Raw genomic sequence first — 16,433 nt, 5'->3', positions numbered from 1 at the left:
ATCCGTCGCATACAACACCAGCCTTTTTAGGGCCGACACATCTGCATCATACCGGTGCTCGGGTTGACGCGGAAGCTGTACCACGTCGCCGCGTTACAAACCTCGTTGCCGGTGTTCACCATCGCCAGCGTGCCACTCACCCGCACGGTGCCGCTGGTCTGCTCGGCGACCATGTTGACGCTGCCGCTGACGATGCGGTCACCTGTCGAGGCAATGCCCGTAAGTCCCGAGCCGTTGCCGACGAAGTTAGTGGCGGAGACGGTGCCGGAGACTTCGAGGGCAACACTAGGGGTGATGCCGATGCCGACCTTGCCATTGGAATCTATGACCATAGCCCGACCTAAGCCAAAGCTGTTGCTTACGTTGAATTCAATACCTTTGCCTGCGCCGCCCTGGATAGCGGCATTTTGAGTGGTGCCATTGTAACCAAACTGAACACGGCCGGTAAAACCTATGTAGTTCCTGTCACTTGCTGCACCTATGGGGTTTACTTGAATGGTCGCAGTGCTTCCGCTTATGTCGAGTTTTGCAGTGGGGGTACTGGTGCCAATCCCTACGTTGCCGCTGCTGACGATGCGCGCGGCTTCGGTGCTGTTGCCGGACAGTAACGCGAGGCCACCGCTAGCGGAGGTAGTGCCGATTTGCATCAAGCCTGGGTCGGTATTGCCGGAGCCGCGCACCCGCACGATACCAACGCTGCTACCACGCTCACGGAGCTGGAGTTCGGCGCGGCCGCCAGCGTTCATCGTATCAACGTCGATTTGCTCGAACCCTGAGGCGTTTACAACGTGCAGAGTGGCACTCGGCGAGTTTGTACCTATACCGACCATACCGCTGCTGACGATCCGCATGGCTTCGGTGCCGGAGGTAATGAAGGCCATATAACCGCCTGTGGAGTTACCGACCAATTGTGTTGTCCAGTTACCCCAGTTCAAACCAAAGCCGTTCGTCGCCTGGTAGGCATTTGCGACGACATTGTTTGTTGCATAAACATTCGTTGCGCTGATGGGGCCGGTGCTGCTGACGCCCGGCAGCACAAAGACGCCGGCGGTGTTCATGTAACCGGTGGTGGTGCCGCCCGTGGTGAAGCTGACGTAGCCCGTGCTGTTGGCGGTGACTTTAGTACTGCCGGAGGTGATGCTATCGCCCGACGAGCCGCTGATACCGGTGAGGCCCGAGCCGTCACCCACAAAGCGGGTGGCGGAGATGGTGCCGGAGACTTCGAGCGGGGCAGTGGCAAGAGTGCTCATGTTCAGCGCCGTCCAGCTGGTGTTGATAGCTGTACCGCTGACATACAGGGTGGCGGTAGGACTGAGCCATCCTGTCACTGGCGAACCGATGTAGGTGTTGCCGTTTTGAGTCTGTATAAAGGTATTGCCGCTCGCTGTGTAAAGCGAAATCGCCTTGGCGCCGATATTCCAGGCCACTTGCCCTGAGGCCTCGTTGGTTGGATCGCCGAAAAAGATGGCGTCGGTGCCGCTGCCGCCGATAATCGAAATAGCGGCACCCGAATTGGCGCTGCTGTTTTCGAAGGCCGCAACGGTGCGGGCGTTAAGTGCACCGTTAAAGCCGGATGAGCCCTTTTTGACATACAACGTGGTGCTGGGCGCGAGAGTGCCGATGCCGACGTAGCCGCTGCTGACGATGCGCATGGCCTCGGTGCCGTAGCTACCGTAATTGTTGAAGCTGAGGCTCTCGTTGGCCACAAAGAACGCGAGATCGCGAGGAGCGGAAATAAGGGCTTCACCATAACCACCGGTGTTGTTACGTTTTTGCAACCCAAAATAGGCGCGGTTATAGGTGCCGGAGACGCTGTCGTAAGCATCCGCCGCGTAACCGGCGAACGGTGCACCCGCCGAGGGGTTGGGGTTAGTGTTGCGGATGATTTCGATCAGCCGCTGATCGACCGAACCTGCCGTATAGGTGGAGGTTATCGCGGAACCGGTGCTGGCAGTGGGAATATTGAGCTTGAGGGAGGCATCGGTAGTGGAGACCCCCATAATCACGGGGCCGCTGAAGTAACCGTTGGTGCCGCTGATGGGGCCGGTGCTGCTGACGCCGATGGTCACCAACCCGCGCGAGGGGTCAAACCAGCCCGTGTTGACGCCGCTCTGCGTGAGCGAAACGTAGCCCGTGCTGCTGATGGCCAGCATCGACGTGGTGCTGCTGACGATACGGTCGGAACTACCCGCCGCGCCGATGTTGGTAAGGCCCGAACCGTCACCGTAAAACTTGCTGGCCGATAGGTTGCCGCTAATGCTCACGTCACCAGCCGTGGTCACGCTAGGTGCATAAGCCGGACAGCCGATATCCCCGCGTGAACCTTCACCCAGGCACAACCGACTGGCACTCACACCCATTGTGCTGGAAATCGTCGCCATCTTGCCCCAGTCCTGGGCAACAGCGGCGCTGGCCATGAGACCAAACACGACTGCGAGCACAAGTGAGCGCATGGGCAAACCCTAGCGCCAAGCAATTGTATTGTCTCGCGAGCCGCCTATTGGGACGTCAGGTGTGTGCTCGCTTCGCTTTAACTCGGCTCAAGCCACACTTCGGCTTAAAGCCGATGGCAGCCCCTCGCCTCACGGGCACGGCCGGGTCAAGGCCGCGTAGCGCCCGCAGGGCTTGGCCTTGATGCGGTTGTGACGGTGTGGCTCTTGTCTGACCTACCAAACAGCGGAGCAGCGCGGAGCCGAAATATGCACCCGGGACAGCAGCAGTGATAGCGGTGCCGCAGGCAGATGCTGGAGCGAGTGCAGCGACGAGACCGGTTAACAACGGCACCCGGCGCGCGCATTAGTGATAGCGATGCCGCAGGCAAATGCGAGACCGAGTGCCTCCGGCGAGGAGTACATTACGCCATGCGTGAGGGATTGTGACCCGCATGGGCGGAGACGAAGCAGCATCTCACTGGAGATCCGCGCGGCTCCGGGCAACGCCTAAAGCCCGGCCCTCTCGGGCCACGCCCAACGTGTCGAAAATCTCAAGCCTTACGCCACTGGTCCGGCTTACCCGCGTTGGTGTGCTTGACGCGTTCAACGACAGGGCTGTGACCGGGATTGAGTTCACGGGCACGCTCGATCGCTTCGCGCTGGGTCGGCAGCACGTCGCTGGCACGCTCCGAGCCACCGCGGCGAACCGCGTAATCACCCTGATCGCGGCGCTCAACGTACATCTTGTCTTTGTTATTGCTCATCGGGAAAACCTCTTGGTTCAGATGACCCGACAGATAACCGGCGATTCGGGTGCCAATTTAGGCCGGCCGAAAAAAGAATCCGGTTGCGCACGGACGACTCACTGCGAAGCGGCGGCCGATTCGTCGGGAGGCCGGCATGGGGTGCCGGGAATCGCCCGGGCGCGTGAGGTGCGGAGAGCGGCGCAAGCTCTCTGCTGGCCGCTGGAAGGCGAAGCCCTAAGCGGCCATAGGAAGGGTTTGGGGAGCACCCTCCCCGATGCCGGCAAACCGGCAACAGCGGCTAACGCCGCCGTCACTACCCATTCTTGCTCGGTAGTGACGGCGGCGCCTCGCAAGCTCGGCGCCCGCGGCTAAGAACGCGGAAATCAGCCACAACCAGCTCTTTCTGCGGGGGTGTCAGGACCCTGTCAGGAATGAGTGCTGACGAGTGCCAGAGGGGGTCGAACAGTCTTGAACGGGGCTGTTCCGGTAACACACCGCCGGGCCGTTGGGCCGGGGAAGCGGGACACCACCGGCCTCCGGGCCACGACCATTTGAAGAAGAAGAACAAGACCTGATGCACGTCATCAGAGCGAGCCGGGCGCATCCCGGCACAACGGCCGTTTTGTACAACCCCACGGGCAATGTCGGCGGCAAACCTGAAAGAGGTAAGCGATGAACGGAACGGAAAAAATGCGGCAGCGTATGCGCGATACTGAAGGAATCCAGCACGCTCCCGGTACGAACCGATTGCAGACTCATGAGACGGAGAAACAGCACTGATCATGCAGAGTAACCTGACCATCCTGCCGGCGACGGCGGGCCGCGTGCAGCTACGGCGCACGGGGCGGTCATAATCACTAAACAAGAACAAGAAAGCTGAACGACGTGGACGCGCTGGCCTATGACCTGAAGAATCTCACCCTCAAGGGCGAAGGGTCGCATCTGACGCGAACACAACGGCACCGGGGACTGCAAGCGATCGCGCGTGATCTGCGCGGCCTTGGTTTTGCTCTCCCCGGTGCAGCTTCCCTCAAACCGAAGCACGTTGAGGCCCTGGTCGCGCATTGGAAAGCGGCCCGGCTCACGCCCGGCACGCTCAAGAACCGCATGGGTTGGGTGCGCTGGTGGGCGCAAGGCGTCCGCAAGGCCAGCGTGTTGCCACGCGACAACGCCAGCGTGGGCATTCCGCTGCGCGAGGGTTTCAAGGGCAGCAAGGCTCACACCACAATGGGCGAGAAGATGAGCGCCCTCCCCGATCGGATGCAATTAGCGCTGCGCCTACAGATGGCGTTCGGCCTGCGGCTTGAAGAAAGTTTGAAATTCCGCGTCGGCCAAGCCGATCGCGGTGACCACATTGCCCTGCAAGCGAGTTGGTGCAAGGGCGGTCGCGCCCGCGAGGTCAAGCTGACCCATACGCGCCAGCGGGCGTTACTCGATGAAGTCCGCCAGGTCTGCGGTAGCGGAGCGATTATCCCGCAAAACAAGAGCTACATTGAATTTCGCAAGGAAGTCGAGCACGCCACCTGGCGCGCCGGCATTCACAACATGCACGGGCACCGGCACTGGTACGCACAATGGCGCTATCGTGTATTAACGGGTCGTCCCTCCCCCGCAGCTGGCGGCGCCACTTACGAACGCCTGAGCCGTGGCGAACGCGCGCGCGACTATCGAGCCCGGATGCAGATCAGCCGCGAGTTGGGCCATAATCGCCTGCAAGTGACAGACACGTACCTGGGCGGTCGGTTTGCGGTGAAAGGCCGCGCGTAATGAAGGCGCCCGTCGAAAAACTGCTGCCATTCCTGCAAAAGGAATCGTTCCTTGCCCGCCAGGATCGCGCCGCGGTTGAACTCAAAACCGACGTCATCCGCATAATGATCCTCGAAGCCGCCAGGAAAGGCCTGACGGGCATCCGCATAAGAATGCCCGACAGTTTGGACGTGAAAGGCACGCCGGCAGCCGCAGACCTCAAGACATGGTGCAGAAAGGAAGGCCTGACGCTGACTTGGGAGCGCCGATCTGCCACTCTGGAGGGTGGTCGTCAGTCTGATGTGTGGGAGCCGGACATTTCATGGGCTCCCAAGGTTGCCGATAGTTGAGGCAGCAAGTCGTTAAATCGTAAACACGACAACACGACAGATCGACAACAGCTGGACAGCACCAAAACCGTAAAGCCGTAAAATCGTGAATGCGATTTTACGGGGAACTGGTCACCGACAGTCCCTGCTGACTAACGATGCGGCCGGGTCATCGTACAATCGTAAATGCGACTTTGCGACAACGCAGCCACAGTTCTTGCCTGCTTCGTTGGCACACCGGCTGCAAACTCATTAAATCGTGTCATCGTGCAATCGTAAAAACGATTGCGAAACTCATGATCATTGGCGTGCTAAATCAAAAGGGCGGGGTGGGTAAGACCACCATCGCCGTCAACTTGGCCGCGGTGTACGCCAAGGCTGGCCAGCGTGTGCTGTTGGTCGATGCCGACCCTCAAGGCAGCTCTCTCGCCTGGTCCTCGGCGAGGGAAGGCAAGCCGCTCTTTACAGTCGTCGGCATGCCAAAGCCGACGCTTCACAAAGATATGCCGAACATTGCCCGGGATTACGACATGGTAATCATCGACGGGTCACCACGGGTGAGCGAACTTGGTCGCGCAGCGATCATGGCCAGCGACCTGGTGGTGATCCCGGTACAGCCGTCGCCTTACGACGTGTGGGCCTCGGCCGATACGGTCCAGCTCATCAAAGAAGCCCAGCAATTCAAGCAAAACTTGCAGGCCGTATTTGTGATCAATCGCAAAATCGTAAATACGGCGATTGGGCGAGACGTGACCAAAGCACTGGCGAATTTCGATGTGCCTGTTTGTGACCGAGCCTTGGGCCAGCGCGTGGTCTACGCGGAAAGCGCGGCGCGCGGTCTGGCCGTGGTGGAGACCGATCCCGACAGCGAGGCCGGGAAGGAAATCACCCGCCTGGCACGTAGCCTCTCGAGTTTTAACATCAAGAAAGCAGCAGCATGAGCAAGACCGTCGCGTTCAAGATGCCCGCGCCCAAATCCCAGGCGGCTGACGCTTGGGTGGGTGAAGGCGTCGAACCACATTTGAAAACAGCCAAGATCGAAGGCGTCGCGGCTTCACCTGCGCCGGTCGTCATGAAACGGTTCACGATCGATGTGCCGGTCGAGCTGCATGCGCGGGTAAAGATGGCCTGCGCCCGGCGCGGCAAGATCATGGCCGATGAAATCCGGCGCTTGCTGGAAGCCGAATTTCCAGACGAATCGTGAAATCGTAAACACGAGTTGACGTGAATACGACGACAGACCCCGGCCAACTGATTGCTGAACGCCTCAAGGCTGAACTTGGTGCGGATACCTTCTCCTCATGGCTACGGGGGGCTTTGATTGAGGTAAGCGACGACCGGGTGACCGTGACCGTCAGCACTCAGCTCGCGGCCCAAGTTATTTCAAACAATTTGGCTGACGCTGTAAAGTCAGCAGCTTCGCTTGTTGTCGGCAAACCAGTATCTGTCACTGTCCTCGAACGCGGCCGGGAGCCTACCGTCGATGTAACGCCCATTGAGACGATCCTTCGCGCGGTCGCGCCTGATGATGCGCAACCGGATTTCTTCATCCCTGAACTTTCAGAACTGGCGATTAAGGATGACGTGCATCTCATGGAGATGACACCTTTCACGCTGAACCAACGCAACGAAGATCGTAAGGAGCTTGTCTATAAGACGCCGCAGGGCGTGACTATTCGCGTTAAAACCGAGGGCGAATTTCAGATCCCCAGCATCGACGATTACGATCTGGTGTTGATGATGCAGACCTGGCTGGCCGATCTGGCCAACCAGTATCGCAGCCAAGTCGAGCGCTACGAAGCCGAAAAGAAGGCCGGGCGGGATGCTGTAGTCCCTGTGCCTCCTTCGCGCATGTTCGAGGTGAGCATCAGTGAGGTGGTGAAATTCAAACGCATGAAATGGGGCGGGACAATCAGTGACGATGTGCTCGGAAGCCTCGACCGGCTATTCCATGCCTATGTGACGGTTGATCCGCAAAAAGGCACTAAATATCGCGGCGGCAAGTTTCGGTTGGTTGGCAGCTCCGTCGAGAAGTTGGCCACTACAGCGCAAGGCAAGGCCACGCGCGTACGCGTGAGCGTGCCGGATTGGATATACGAGGGGATTGTTGAGCGCGCGGTGCCTACACTGCGCACGTTTAGTCGTGACTACATGATCTTAGCGCAGCCGATGCACAGAGCATTGTATCGGCTGCTCACGTTGAAAGTGCCAAAGGATGGCAAGCCTTACGCAATCAGCCTAGTCGAGCTGGCGCAACGCTTTCAGACCAAGCAAGAGCAGAAATATTTCAATCGGGATGTGAAAAAGGCTGTGCTTTCGTGCCCTGACGGCCGGTTGCTGGAATACAGCCTGGAGCTGGTAGGGAAGGGAGACGATCGCATATTGCGTGCATGGCGTCCGCTGACGGTGGGTTCGAGCCGCTGAGCCATACCTCACCGGGCATTCTTCGCTTGCTGAGTGATGCCTCACCTTTTTCTGAGCCATACCTCACTCAACGCTGAGCCATACCTCACCTGCCGCTGAGCTATACCTCACCGAAGGCTGAGTCATACCTCACCCGGAAATGATTCAAGCTTTTGATTTCGTTCAGAAGAGCCGGTCCTATCCTTATATCCTTAGATATCCTTATTCCGCGCTTCGCGCTGCGCGTGGCGCAAGCCGGCCCAATGAATTGGCCGGTTGCTCCCGCGCCTGAACCTCCAGCCAACACAGTGCAAACGGAGGGAGCGAAGGAAAAGTCTCACCACTACCAAAGCCAGTGCTGAGGCCGTGATTTGATAATCGATCTTGAAAAAATCAGCGGCTCGCGGTACAGTTTCAATGCTTATGGGCTCCATAGAAGCGCAATAAAACGATTATCGGCCACCCGGGGTAAACCCCTTCATTCCAGGCCAGCAAAAGCTTCCCAAAGCCGACCCAGCCCATCTCAGCAGCACATCCCAAGCGTAGCCGCTGAACCTTCAGCTACCTGCTCATTCCCTAGCGGATGCCGCCCTTCAAACGGGTGTGCATGTCATGGCGCCGAAATCTCGGGCCGTGGTCGGGAAGGCGTGGCAATTGCGCTGTGATGGGAGTGATCAGCATGGCTGGTCGCGGGCGGGATACGCTTTGCCGCGATAAACCTGAGCCTTCTCCGCTTCTGGAGAAGGCTGACAAGACAATTGCGCGCGTTGAGCCGGCGACCGCTGAAGGCTCACCCAACGACGCATTGCTGCGATTCGTTCGCGCCCTTGCTCGCGCCGCGGCTATCGCAGATTATAACTTGCACCACCCCCCTCCGGACGCGAGCAGCGACAATGAAAGCGGCGATCTACGCGAGGTTTAGCTCGGACAAGCAAACCGATCGGTCGATTGAGGATCAGGTCGCACTTTGCCGCGCGATCTGCGAACGGGAAGGGCTGATCGTCACCGCCGTTTACGATGACCGCGCCATTTCAGGCGCAAGCACGTTGAACCGGCTCGGCTGGCAGCGCCTCATGCGCGACGCCAAGGCCGGTAAGTTCGAGGTCGTCGTTGCCGAAGCGCTGGACCGCATCTCTAGAGACCAGGAAGACCTGGCGGGCATTCACAAACGGCTGCGGTTTGCGGGCATTGAAATCCGCACGGCCCAGGACGGCATTGCCGGCGACATCCACATTGGTGTGAAAGGGCTGCTCGGCTCGCTCTACCTCAAGGACCTCGCCCAGAAAACTCGCCGCGGTCAGGCGGGTGTTGTGCGTGACGGCCGCCACAATGGCGGACGGAGCTACGGCTATCGGGCGATAGCCGGAAAGCCCGGGGAGCTTGAGATTGACGAAGCGGAAGCGGCGACCGTTCGCCAAATCTTCGCCGACTACCTCGGCGCAAGATCACCGCGCGACATCGCTGCCGCTCTCAATAAGAAAGGCGTAGCGGGACCGCGCGGCGGCGTCTGGAACGCCTCAACAATCGCTGGCAGTCGCAAGCGCCTGAATGGCATTTTGCAAAATGAGCTGTACGCCGGGCGGATCATTTGGAACCGGCAGACCTTCATCAAAGACCCCGAGACCGGCAAGCGCATCAGCCGCGAAAATCCGCGCGAGCAATGGATGACGGCCGACGCGGAGCACTTGCGCATCATCGACGCCGACACCTGGGCAAAGGTCAGGGCACGGCGCGAGGATCGCGGCGGCCCAATGCGGGTCTATGCGACACGACCGAAGAACCTGCTTTCAGGGCTGGTCAAATGCGGGTGCTGCGGATCGGGCTACATCGTCGGCGGTAACGACAAGCGCGGCTCGCTCCTGGTCTGCACGCGCATGAAGGAAACCGGACTCTGTGAAAACCGGCGGACCGTACCGCGTGAGGCGATCGAGGCGCTGGTGTTGAAGGGGATCGAAGAAAACCTGGCTGCGCCTGAACTGATTGCCGAGTACGTCCGGGAGTATCACCGGATGGCCCGTGAACTGCACAGCTCCACGGCTCACCGATACCGCGACCTCGAAAAGCGGTTGGGCAACATCAACGGCGCGATCAAAAAGGCGGTCGACATTCTGCTGGCCGAAACCCCAAGCCGCGCCCTACGCGACCGCCTGGCAGCCCTGGAGGCCGAGCGCGACGAAATCGAGGCAGAGATTGCTGCCGTCGCCCCGCCCGTGGTCGAATTCCACCCGAATGCGGCGAACGCTTACCGCGACAAGGTGCGTAACCTGAAACAAGCGCTTGCTGAGACAGACGAGGACAGCCGTCTGGCGGCCCATGAGGCCATTCGCGAGATTGTCGAGAAAGTCGTTGTTCATCCACGCGGGGCATACAAGCCGGTGGAGATTGAGATTTACGGCCAACTCGCCGCCCTGCTCAGGATTTCCGAGAGGGCGGCGGCCGATCCCCTAGAGTCTAGGGGGGTACTGGTTGCGGGGATAGGATTTGAACCTATGACCTTCAGGTTATGAGCCTGACGAGCTACCGGGCTGCTCCACCCCGCGTTAAACCGTTGCTTTGCCTTCGCGAAAAATGCCGGGGACGATGGATAGAGGGCCGACGCTGCTCGCGTGGCTTGCTTCTTCCGTCCCAAAGGCTTCCTTGGAAGGCAACCCCGGGCAAAGCCCATCGGGTGCAGGGCGTATCTATCAACACGGGCTGCCTTTGGAAAGGGCTGCCGGAACGTTTTTTTCGACTTTATGACAGGCGGATGGACCGAATTCGGGTCCATTTGGCGCGCCCTTGCCAGAAGTTCCACAAAGGGCCAGCTTGTGGCAACAAAACAGAGGCGAAACGCCATTTGAGGGAGGAACGGCTTGGACCCATCCCTGGAGCCATCCTCACAACAATCCTTGAACCGATCCCTGACAAGCGCCCCTCTGCTGGCACTCGAGGACGCCTTCCACACCATGCTCGCGCGGTCGCGGGCCGAACCGGCGCCTGATCTGGCCGAGCGGCTCGACCGGCTGGCGCGGCTGCGCGCTGTCGTCGCCGAGAACGAAGAACGCTTCCGGCAGGCGATTTCGGCGGATTTCGGCCACCGCTCCGCGGTGGAGACCACCATCGCCGAGACGATGCTGCTGTTCTCCGAGATCCGGCACGCCACCAAACATTTGAAGACCTGGATGGCGCCGCAGCGCGTGGCGACCGCGTTGCAATTCCTGCCCGCGCGCAACCGGCTGATTCCGCAGCCGCTCGGCGTGGTCGGCATCATCGCGCCCTGGAATTATCCGCTCCAGCTCACGCTCGCGCCTGCGATCGGCGCCATCGCCGCCGGCAACCGTGTCATCATCAAGCCGAGCGAACTGGTCCCGCATTTCTCGGCGCTGCTGAAGCAAACGGTCGCGCAAAAGTTCGACGCCGGCGAGATGCTGGTCACCGGCATCGAGGACGAGGTCGCACAAGCCTTTGCGACGCTGCCGTTCGATCATTTGGTGTTCACCGGCTCGACCCGGGTCGGGCGGCTGGTCGCGGAGGCTGCGGGCCGCAATCTGACGCCGGTGACGCTCGAGCTCGGCGGCAAGTCGCCGGCGATCATCGACGCATCGGCCGATCTCGAGGAGGCAGCCGAGCGCATCGCCTACGGCAAGCTGCTCAATGCCGGGCAGACCTGCATCGCGCCGGATTATGTGCTGGTACCGGAGCGCTCGTTGCAGGCCTTCGCCGAGAAGGTGCGCGCGCAGATGCGGCGCATGTTCGGCACCGATCCCGCCAACAAGGATTACACCTCGATCATTTCCGACCGGCATTATGCGCGGCTGGAAGGCCTCGTTGCGGATGCGGCGGGCCGCGGCGCAAGGATCCTGCAGCCGGCAAGGCCCGACGATCCCAACTGGAAGGCGCACCGCAAATTTCCACCGACGCTGATCCTCGGTGCGAGCGAAGCGATGGCCGTGATGGAGGAGGAGATTTTTGGCCCGGTGCTGCCCGTGCTCGGCTATCGCGAGCCGGCTGAGGCCATCGCCTTCGTCAACGCCCGCGACCGGCCGCTGGCGCTGTACTGGTTCGGCAAGGATCGGGATGCGCGCGACGAGGTGCTGTCACGCACCGTCTCCGGCGGCGTCACCATCAACGATTGCCTGTTTCACTTCACGCAAATCAACCAGCCGATGGGCGGCGTCGGCGCATCCGGCACCGGCGCCTATCACGGCGAATGGGGGTTTCGCACCTTCAGCAAGCTGAAGCCGGTGTTCTACCGCTCGAAGTTCAACCGGCTCGCCGACCTCTATCCGCCCTATGGCGGCAAGATCGCGCGGCTGGAGAAGCTGATGCGGTTCATGTCGTAATCTCAACACCCGTTATTGTGAGCGAAGCGAAGCAATCCAGACTTTCGCCGCGGAGGGATTCTGGATGGCTTCGCTTCGCTCGCAATGACGAGAAGAAAATACAGAAGGAGAATACCAATGCGCCGACCATGATGATCGGCGAGACGGCAGCGGATAAGATCAGGGCGGAGATGCGGTCGTGCGAAGCCGCCGCATCATTCTCTTCCGTCGTCCCGGCGGAGGCCGGGACCCATAGCCCCAGCGAGTAATTGTGGCGCGAACCTGCTAACCACGAGTCTTCGCCAAACTCCATCCTGTGGTTATGGGTCCCGGCCTTCGCCGGGACGACGTGGGGGGAAACTCGCTGTACACAACGACAGCGAGAATCAATTCAACAAGAACCCGCCATCGACCGTCACCACGCTTCCCGTCATGTAGCGCGATGCCTGCGAGGCCAGCAGCAAAATGGCGCCGTCGAGATCGGATTCGGCGCCGACGCGGCGTTGCGGGATGCGCTTGGTCAGGCGCTCGCCTGATGGCGTCGACCAGAAGGCGTGGTTCATCTCGGTGTCGATATAGCCGGGCGCCAGCGCGTTGATGCGGATGTTTTGCCCGGCCAGCTCCAGCGCCATCGCCTTGGTCGCTTGGATCATGCCGGCCTTGGAGATCGCGTAAGGCGACACCGCCTTCAAGACGCCGGTGCCGAGCACCGAGGCGATGTTGACGATGTTGCCTGACTGCTTGCGCGCGATCATGCGCCGCGCGACTTCGGTCGCGAGGAAATACGCGCCCTTGAGATTGGCGCCGATCACCGCATCCCAATCGGCCTCGGTCTGCTCGGTCGCAAGCTTTTCAATTGCGATGCCGGCATTGTTGATCAGCACCGTGACCGGGCCGAGCGCGGCTTCCGCGGCATCCACAGCCCTCGCGATCGAGGCGGTGTCGGTGACGTCGAGGGCGACAGCCGCGGCGCGGCCGCCCTTGCCGCGGATCTCATCTTCGAGGCTCTTCAGCTTGTCAACTTGCCGCGCCGCGAGCGCAACCGCTGCACCATGCGCCGCCAGGACCCGGGCAAATTGCCGCCCCAGCCCCTGGCTTGCCCCGGTCACGAGGATGGTCTCTTTACTGACATCGAACAGGTCTGACATGAGCGAGTTTCCGGAAGCTTTGGAGCCCATCAATACAGACGATTTTAGCGATCTGAAACCGGAATGATCGGTTCGGCGTTCTTTCGTTCCATGGCAGGGTCTGGTGCATGAACAGTTTCGATCTGGCGGTCTACGCGGCGCTCGCGCTCGCGATCGGCTTCGGTTTCAGGACCGGCCTGCTCCGCAGCGCCATGACCATCCTCGCCTATCTGCTCGCCGCGCCCATCACGGTCGCTCTAATGCCGCTGATTGCGCCGCAGATCACAGGTAATCCGAATTCGCCGCTGCTGCAGAACTGGATATGGTTCTTCGGCATCTTCGTCGTCGTCGGCATGCTGTTCGGGCATATCGGCCGCGTGGCGCTGAACGACACCATCGGCGAGGCCGGTATCGGCGACCGCCTCGGCGGCGCCGCGCTCGGCGCCATCAGGGTCGGCCTTGTCGCCACCACGCTGGTGCTGGTGTTCGATCAGATCGTGCCGGTCAATCGCCAGCCTCCCTTCCTCGCCGGCTCACAGCTGCGACCGCTGTTCTCGGCGGCCGGCCAGATGGGCTTCAAGTCGCTGCCGCCGGAGGCCGCGGCCGCGATCGACCGCCTCAAGCAGGAGCGGCGGATCTGATCAGGCGCATTTGCATCGCCGCGCGGACGCGCATGCATTTTGATGCGAGCCCGTGGCTTATCAGCGGCGCCGAGGTTGGCTAGAGTGCCGCCCTCTAAAACCTGCCTGATATTACGGGAGTGAAACAGTGGATCTTGGGATCAAGGGTCGCCGCGCCATCGTCTGCGCATCAAGCAAGGGCCTCGGCCGTGCCTGCGCCATCTCGCTTGCCGACGCAGGCGTTCATGTCACGCTGACCGCGCGCGGCGCTGAGGCCCTGAAGAAGACTGCCGACGACATCCGCAAAGCCTATCCGGACGTGACGGTCACCGAGATCGTCGGCGACATCACGACACCCGCTGGCCGCGAGGCCGTGCTGAAGGCCTGCCCCGAGCCGGACATCCTGATCAACAATGCCGGCGGACCGCCGCCCGGCGATTTCCGCAACTGGACCCGCGACGACTGGATCAAGGCGATCGACGCCAACATGCTGACGCCGATCGAGCTGATCAAGGCGACCGTGGACGGCATGATGGCGCGCAAGTTCGGCCGCATCGTCAACATCACCTCGGCCGCGGTGAAGGCGCCGATCGACATCCTCGGCCTCTCCAACGGCGCGCGCGCCGGCCTCACCGGCTTCATCGCCGGCCTCTCGCGCAAGACCGTGATCAACAACGTCACCATCAACGGCCTGTTGCCGGGTCCGTTCGAGACCGACCGCCTGACCGGCACCGCGAAGGCGGAGGCCGACAAGCGCGGCGTCACGCCGGAGCAGATCCTGACTGAGCGCGCCAAGCTCAACCCCGCGGGCCGTTTCGGCCAGCCGGACGAGTTCGGCTATGCCTGCGCCTTCCTGTGCGGCGCCAAGGCCGGCTTCATCACCGGGCAGAACCTTTTGCTCGACGGCGGCGCCTTCCCGGGCACGCTGTAATTCCATCACGACGCAAAAAATCTTCGAGACTTCGTCATGCCCGGGCTTGTCCCGGGCATCCACGTTCTTTGGACGACGAGGCAAGACGTGGATGGCCGGGACAAGCCCGGCCATGACGACGTGGGACGAGCGAGAATGATCACCGCTGCTTGGTGATCTCGTCTTCGTAGCGCTGGCTCGGCGCCGACGAATCGGCGGTCAGGCTTGCTTCCGTCCAGTCGATGCCGAACGCCGCGAGCCCGTCTGCGAGCAGATCGCCGAGCATGGGATCACCGAGCAGATATCGGATCGTTTCGCGCCGGGGTGCGCGATAGCCGGCCCGGACCTCCACGGCGCGTGCGCGCAAATCGTTCCAGTCATCGATCGTGCCCTCGCCGCGCCCGAGCCATGTCAGCGCAACCAGATCCAGCTGTTCGTCCTCGTTCAAGGCGGCGATGAAACCGCTGAGTTCGCGACCTATGGGGTCGGAGCCGTCATCCTCCAGCACGTCGACCATATCGTCGTCGGCGGCGTTCGAGCCCGAATCCGGATCGACATCCATCTCCTTGACGTCGAATTCGCGCGCCTTCTCGATGATGAAGGCGACCTTCTCGGCGGAAATTGCAAGCTCTGGCATGACTGCGCCTTTTGGCTGTCGCTGGGTTCCCGCGATAACGCCGCACCGCGCCAGATGATCCATTGCGCTTGCTGGCGGAAACCCGCATCTTTCGCCGCCAAAGCAACAACAAGGAGGGCACGCCGCATGCAGTGGACGGTCGGCAGGGTCAAAATCACCAAGGTGGTGGAATTGGAGACGGTCGGCTCGACCCGCTTCATCCTTCCCCTGGCGAGCAACGACGAGATCCGGAAGCTGCCCTGGCTGATCCCGCATTTTGCGACCGAGGAAGGCCGGCTGAAGATGTCGATCCACTCGCTGGTAGTGGAAACCCCCACCCGGCGCATCGTGGTCGATACCGGCCTTGGCAACGACAAGCAGGGCCGCAGCGTCCCGAACTGGAATAATCGCACCACGCCATTTTTGGAGACGATGATTGCGGCGGGCTTTGCCCCCGACAGCATCGACACCGTGCTGTGCACGCATCTTCACGTCGATCATGTCGGATGGAATACGCGGCTGGTCGACGGCAGATGGGTGCCGGCCTTCCCGAACGCGCGCTACGTCTTTGGCAGAACCGAATACGAGTATTGGCGCGACCATTCGGCCGAGCTGGACAAGCAGGCCGTGTTCGACGATTCGGTCAAGCCGATCGTCGACGCCGGCCGCGCCGATTTGATCCCGAGCGACCATCGGCTCTGCGAGGAGATCAGCATGATCCCGACCCCGGGCCACAGCCCCGGGCACATGAGCGTGTTGATCCAGTCGGACGGCGAGCAGGGACTGCTGACCGGCGACGTCGCCCATCACCCCTGCCAGATGGCGCATCTCGGCTGGTCCTCGACCGCGGATTCCGACCAGACCCAATCGGCCGCGACGCGGCGCGAATTGTTTGGTCGGTTTGCCGATACGCCGACGCTGGTGATCGGCGGTCATTTCTCGGCCGGGCACATCAAACGGGATGGCGACGCGTTCAGGTTTGTGGCGCTGGCTTGACGAAATTGCTCCTCATGGTGAGGAGCGCGTTTTCGCGCGTCTCCGGACGATGCTTCGCATCGCCGGGCGAAGCATGACGCCCCACTCTTGCCCGCGGCCATCCTTCGAGACGCCCGCCTTCGGCGGGCCCTCAGGATGAGGGGGAGCAATGCGCGAACAGCCGTTAGTCGGCGGTTGAATTTCCCGCCGCGCTGTTCCATGAAGCTA

At 61.3% G+C, this 16,433-nt stretch carries 15 protein-coding genes, 1 tRNA gene and 1 pseudogene; 10 read left to right on the top strand and 7 right to left on the bottom strand.

What is annotated here, in order from left to right; translation table 11 throughout:
• Window positions 1–26 precede the first annotated feature (26 nt).
• Both GWG65_RS02885 and GWG65_RS02880 read right to left on the bottom strand, forming a co-directional pair.
• Window positions 27–2,453: a hypothetical protein gene (locus GWG65_RS02885; protein ID WP_275193817.1), complete on the bottom strand. Its 2,427-nt coding sequence runs from the start codon at window positions 2,451–2,453 to the stop codon at window positions 27–29.
• Between the two features lie 530 nt (window positions 2,454–2,983).
• Window positions 2,984–3,196: a DUF2188 domain-containing protein gene (locus GWG65_RS02880; RefSeq protein WP_275193816.1), complete on the bottom strand. Its 213-nt coding sequence runs from the start codon at window positions 3,194–3,196 to the stop codon at window positions 2,984–2,986.
• A gap of 867 nt (window positions 3,197–4,063) precedes the next feature.
• Between GWG65_RS02880 and GWG65_RS02875 the strand changes: the two genes are divergently transcribed.
• The 6 genes and pseudogenes from GWG65_RS02875 to GWG65_RS02850 form a co-directional block, all read left to right on the top strand.
• Window positions 4,064–4,945: a phage integrase N-terminal domain-containing protein gene (locus tag GWG65_RS02875; RefSeq protein WP_275193815.1), complete on the top strand. Its 882-nt coding sequence runs from the start codon at window positions 4,064–4,066 to the stop codon at window positions 4,943–4,945.
• Window positions 4,945–5,274, top strand: a complete 330-nt coding sequence (locus tag GWG65_RS02870) for a hypothetical protein (protein WP_275193814.1) — start codon at window positions 4,945–4,947, stop codon at window positions 5,272–5,274. Before GWG65_RS02875 ends, GWG65_RS02870 begins: the two co-directional genes overlap by 1 nt.
• 275 nt (window positions 5,275–5,549) lie before the next feature.
• A complete protein-coding gene (parA, locus tag GWG65_RS02865) occupies window positions 5,550–6,194 on the top strand; it encodes a ParA family partition ATPase (protein WP_275193813.1) in 645 nt (214 codons plus the stop codon).
• On the top strand, window positions 6,191–6,457 hold the full coding sequence (locus GWG65_RS02860) for a plasmid partition protein ParG (RefSeq protein ID WP_275193812.1): 267 nt from the start codon (window positions 6,191–6,193) through the stop codon (window positions 6,455–6,457). The genes parA and GWG65_RS02860 overlap by 4 nt, the downstream gene beginning before the upstream one ends.
• A gap of 20 nt (window positions 6,458–6,477) precedes the next feature.
• Window positions 6,478–7,677 carry a replication initiator protein A gene (locus GWG65_RS02855; protein WP_275193811.1) on the top strand — a complete coding sequence of 400 codons (1,200 nt, stop codon included), beginning with the start codon at window positions 6,478–6,480 and terminating at the stop codon, window positions 7,675–7,677.
• Between the two features lie 872 nt (window positions 7,678–8,549).
• A pseudogene (locus tag GWG65_RS02850) lies at window positions 8,550–9,596 on the top strand (recombinase family protein); the annotation flags it as partial.
• Between the two features lie 195 nt (window positions 9,597–9,791).
• Here GWG65_RS02850 and GWG65_RS02845 read toward each other — a convergent pair.
• Window positions 9,792–10,010: a hypothetical protein gene (locus GWG65_RS02845; RefSeq protein ID WP_275193810.1), complete on the bottom strand. Its 219-nt coding sequence runs from the start codon at window positions 10,008–10,010 to the stop codon at window positions 9,792–9,794.
• A gap of 109 nt (window positions 10,011–10,119) precedes the next feature.
• Window positions 10,120–10,196: transfer RNA gene (locus tag GWG65_RS02840), tRNA-Met, on the bottom strand.
• A 348-nt stretch (window positions 10,197–10,544) separates the two neighbouring features.
• Between GWG65_RS02840 and GWG65_RS02835 the strand changes: the two genes are divergently transcribed.
• Window positions 10,545–11,978 (top strand): coniferyl aldehyde dehydrogenase, encoded by a 1,434-nt coding sequence (locus tag GWG65_RS02835; protein ID WP_275193809.1) that lies wholly within the window; start codon window positions 10,545–10,547, stop codon window positions 11,976–11,978.
• Here GWG65_RS02835 and GWG65_RS02830 read toward each other — a convergent pair.
• Both GWG65_RS02830 and GWG65_RS02825 read right to left on the bottom strand, forming a co-directional pair.
• Window positions 11,968–12,270 (bottom strand): hypothetical protein, encoded by a 303-nt coding sequence (locus GWG65_RS02830; protein WP_275193808.1) that lies wholly within the window; start codon window positions 12,268–12,270, stop codon window positions 11,968–11,970. The genes GWG65_RS02835 and GWG65_RS02830 overlap by 11 nt on opposite strands.
• A gap of 73 nt (window positions 12,271–12,343) precedes the next feature.
• Window positions 12,344–13,105, bottom strand: coding sequence for an SDR family NAD(P)-dependent oxidoreductase (locus GWG65_RS02825; protein WP_275193807.1), 762 nt, complete (start codon window positions 13,103–13,105; stop codon window positions 12,344–12,346).
• A 107-nt stretch (window positions 13,106–13,212) separates the two neighbouring features.
• Between GWG65_RS02825 and GWG65_RS02820 the strand changes: the two genes are divergently transcribed.
• Both GWG65_RS02820 and GWG65_RS02815 read left to right on the top strand, forming a co-directional pair.
• Entirely contained in the window at window positions 13,213–13,725 is a 513-nt protein-coding gene (locus GWG65_RS02820) for a CvpA family protein (protein WP_275193805.1), read from the top strand.
• Window positions 13,726–13,852: 127 nt separating this feature from the next.
• Window positions 13,853–14,635 (top strand): SDR family oxidoreductase, encoded by a 783-nt coding sequence (locus tag GWG65_RS02815; RefSeq protein WP_275193804.1) that lies wholly within the window; start codon window positions 13,853–13,855, stop codon window positions 14,633–14,635.
• 139 nt (window positions 14,636–14,774) lie between these two features.
• Here the strand turns inward: GWG65_RS02815 and GWG65_RS02810 are convergent, their stop codons facing one another.
• On the bottom strand, window positions 14,775–15,251 hold the full coding sequence (locus tag GWG65_RS02810) for a DUF3775 domain-containing protein (protein WP_275193803.1): 477 nt from the start codon (window positions 15,249–15,251) through the stop codon (window positions 14,775–14,777).
• A gap of 126 nt (window positions 15,252–15,377) precedes the next feature.
• Here GWG65_RS02810 and GWG65_RS02805 point away from each other — a divergent pair, with 126 nt between their 5' ends.
• Window positions 15,378–16,226: an MBL fold metallo-hydrolase gene (locus GWG65_RS02805; RefSeq protein ID WP_275193802.1), complete on the top strand. Its 849-nt coding sequence runs from the start codon at window positions 15,378–15,380 to the stop codon at window positions 16,224–16,226.
• The last annotated feature ends 207 nt before the right edge of the window (window positions 16,227–16,433 follow it).

It is taken from the genome of Bradyrhizobium sp. CSA207 (assembly GCF_029051685.1).
Classification (GTDB): Bacteria; Pseudomonadota; Alphaproteobacteria; order Rhizobiales; family Xanthobacteraceae; genus Bradyrhizobium.
Note: the sequence above shows the minus strand (reverse complement) of the source record. Positions and strands in the feature narration are given on the sequence as shown.